1 protein-coding gene and 1 pseudogene are annotated in these 3,719 nt (G+C 45.1%); both read left to right on the top strand.

Annotated elements, in window-relative coordinates:
- The coding region (locus tag QTO00_RS16335) for an SMC family ATPase (RefSeq protein ID WP_331425734.1) at positions 1-2,730 on the top strand (2,730 nt) is incomplete at its 5' end.
- Between the two features lie 166 nt (positions 2,731-2,896).
- A pseudogene (locus QTO00_RS16330) lies at positions 2,897-3,719 on the top strand (hybrid sensor histidine kinase/response regulator); the annotation flags it as partial.

Raw genomic sequence — 3,719 nt, 5'->3', positions numbered from 1 at the left:
GGCATGACCACCCGCAAGCATACAGCGTCACTGTATGACATCACGAGCGATGAAGTTTTAGTTACTAGCAAAACGGCTCAGGTTAAAAACGAAGTTGCTGAGCTGCTTGGCCTTAACGAAACCCAGTTTCGTCAAGTGATGGTCTTGCCGCAGGGTAAATTTAGAGAGCTGTTACTCGCATCGTCAAAGGATCGTGAGGCTATATTTGGTCAGCTGTTTCAAACCGATGTATACAAAAAAATCGAATTCGCCCTAAAAGACAAAGCAAGCGCAATTAGCAAAGCTAAAGATGAATTTGATAACCAGATTCGCGGTGCGCTGCAAGTAGCCGAAGTCTCAAGTGAGCAGGAGTTGCAACAGCAGTTTGCCTTGCGCCAAGAGCAATTAGCGCAAGCGAAGAAAACAGAGGTTGCCGAGTTTGAAAAGCTTAACGTGGTTAAAAGTGAATTGCTCAAAGCGAAAGCTATCGACGAACAGTTTAAAAAACTCACGGAAACTCAATCTCTGTTGCAATCTCATCAGCAAAACAAGCCAAGTATCGTTGAACTTGAATCTAAGCTTGCGTTGGCTAACAGCGCTCAAAAGCTTGAAGTTGCATACACGAGCATGCAATCTACTGCCAAGCAGGTCACTGGGTTTGAAAACAAACTTGTCGCATTGGCAAAACAGCAAGCTGAAGTGAAGCTAGCGTGTGAGCGTGACGACAAGCTGACGGAAGCCGCAGAGGAGAGTGCAAAACAGATTCCGACGTTGACCGAGTCGCTTTTTAAGTTAGAACAAGTGCAAAAGAGACTGGTTGAAAAAGCCGAGCTTGAGAAAGGATTTAATCAACTATCAACTAATCAAGCGGAGCAGGAAAAGTTGCTTGTTCAATATACTGAGTTCAAGCAGAAACTACAAAACGATGCTGAGCTTGGCGCAAAGCAACTCGAACAAGCGCGCAAGGACGTGGAGGATAGGGCGAGCCTAGAAACCATAGTTCTGCGCAACGAAAGGTTAGTCGAAGACCTGAGTAAGCTAAACGCTCAGAAAGCGGAAATCACGCGTTTGCAGCAAGACCTACTACCCAAGAAAGAAGCGGTAGAGAAAAGCAAAGCTTTGTTTGCGGACAAACAGAAGGCTGCTGACGCGCTTGAGCTAAATTGGCACAACGCTCAGGCTGCGCTATTGGCTCAAAAGCTTGAAAGTGGTTTACCGTGCCCTGTGTGTGGTAGTCAAGAGCATCCAGCGCCAGCAACTTTCCAAGGTGAGCCAGTATCAAAAGAGTCAGTACAAGTCGCTAGACAGCAAGAGCGCATCGCCTTAGACGAGCTTAATTTGCACACTAATGCGCTTGAACAACATCAAGCAGCCATCAGTTTACAGAACAAATACCTTGCTGAGCTTGAAGTTCAATTAGGGGAGATGGCCGCAACAGATGCGGTGCAACTCACTCAACAACTGGTAGAGCAAAAACAGCGCCTAGAAGTACTAGCAGGTATCGATGTGGTTAAGATGGAACAATCGGTTCAGGAACTTAACCAGCGATGTATAAATGGTGAGGCGAAAATCAACGAGCTGAAATCAGCAATGTCGGCCAATGAGTCTGCGATTAAGATGCAAACGCAGCAACTGGATAAATTGGTTGCTACAATCGAACCGCAATACACCACTATTGAGGTGGTTCAACAGCATTACCAACAGCAACAGGCTCAAATCGCACAGCTTAAGCAAGCGTTAGAGACTGCGCAGCTCGCTTCTAAACAGACGAAGATGCAACTCGTTGGCATAGAGAGTGAGATAGCGACCAATAATCAATTGCTCTCTGAATCACTACAGCACAGCTTTGAAGCAAAAACAGAGTGGGAGTCTCAGTTGTCCAACTCGGAGATTCGCTCAGAGCAGCACTATTTAGAGTCTCGAGTTGATGCGAAGCAATTGGAGTTTTGGCAAGCGACAATCAATGATTATCAACAAACAACGATCAAGTTTGAGCAGACCATCGCTGACTTAAATGAGCAGCTAAAAGATGTGGTTAAGCCAGACCTTGATGAAAAGCAACGTCAACTCAATGAGATAGAGCTAAAATATCAGCAGGTTAGAACTGAGCTTGATACTGTGCGGTCATTTGCGCAGCGCTTGGAGAAGGTACAGCAAGATATTGCCCAGTTGCACCATAAGAACGAACTACTTGAACAAGAGTACAAGGTTTACGGTACTTTGTATGATGTCGCTAGCGGTAAGACGGGAAGCCGGGTGAGCTTACATCGTTTCGTGTTAGGTGTATTGTTGGATGATGTGCTTATCCAAGCATCGCAGCGCTTGAGCATGATGAGTAAAGGTCGTTATCAGTTAGTACGCAAGACAGAGGGCTTTAAAGGTGTCGCAGGTCGAGGGTTAGATCTTAGTGTTGAAGATGGTTACACCGGAAAAACTCGTGATGTTGCGACTTTGTCGGGTGGTGAATCATTTATGGCGGCACTCGCGCTGGCTCTAGGTCTATCGGATGTTGTTCAGTCTTACAGCGGCGGGATTAAGCTTGATACGCTATTTATTGATGAAGGTTTTGGCAGCTTAGATCCTGAATCTCTCGATTTGGCAATTCAAACGCTTATAGACTTGCAGCAAGCCGGGCGTATGATTGGATTGATATCGCATGTAACTGAGCTCAAAGAGCAGATGCCTCTTAGGGTTGACGTTAAGACATCGAGATTAGGAAGTCGGGTACATCTTGTTGGTGCACATGTGTAGGGTAGACTAAAGTTAACGTAAGCGCTTGTGTTACTTGCGCTCAATAGATAATTATAATTAGACAGTATTTGTTTAGGTTGGCAGGCAATTCATTCATGCTTGCGAAATTTGTCGAGCTTTTTCACCTAATAAGGTATTGAGTTCAAAGGGAGTTGCGCTTAAATACATGAATGTAGTTAAAAAGATATATGAGTACGCGGACCCGAACTTGGAGCTTGTTGGATGGATGGGCTGCTTGGGCTTTCCGGCATACTATTACATTTGGTCGTACGTATATCCTCAACCTTACGAGAATGCGCCGTTAAGGTTTTTCTGTGCATTTCTGCTGCTTGGTTTAGCGCTTAGGCAGCATGTCCCATCTTCTCTTAAGCGTTATTTACCCTATTACTACCTAGTAACAATCACGATATGTTTACCGTTCTTCTTCTCGTTTATGATGTTTATGAACGAGTGGTCTACGGTTTGGGCTATGTCGTTTATGTCGTCGATCTTTCTTCACGTACTTCTGGTCCATGAAACTCGGGTAATGCTATTGCAAGCTGCCTTGGCTGTTATCGTGGCATATCTGCTAAGTTATGGGCTAGAACATGCTCCAACTCAGGTTGAAACTGAGGTAGTGGTGATTTGGCCTTATATCCCGATATTTCTATTTACTTATGTGTTTGGTAATCTGTTCTACTTTCGAAATCAAGTTGAGCATGAGTCTAAGGTCTCCATCGCCAAGTCTTTTGGGGCGGGTATTGCCCACGAAATGCGTAACCCTCTTAGTGCATTAAAGGCGTCGGTAGATGTACTTGACTCGTCTTTACCTTCTACGCAAAGCATTCGCGGCGATAAAGCAGAGATCGATAAAGCCGATATTGAACGGATGAAAGAGGTGTTAGTGGGAGCTGACGAAGTCATTCGCAATGGGAACGAAGCGATTGATTTGCTGTTAACTTCAATCGACCAAAGTCGTGTTTCTCAATCCACCTTCCGCCGTTATTCGG

It is taken from the genome of Vibrio sp. M260118 (assembly GCF_036533755.1).
In the GTDB taxonomy this organism is placed as follows: domain Bacteria; phylum Pseudomonadota; class Gammaproteobacteria; order Enterobacterales; family Vibrionaceae; genus Vibrio.
This window is presented reverse-complemented; position numbering and strand designations above follow the sequence as displayed.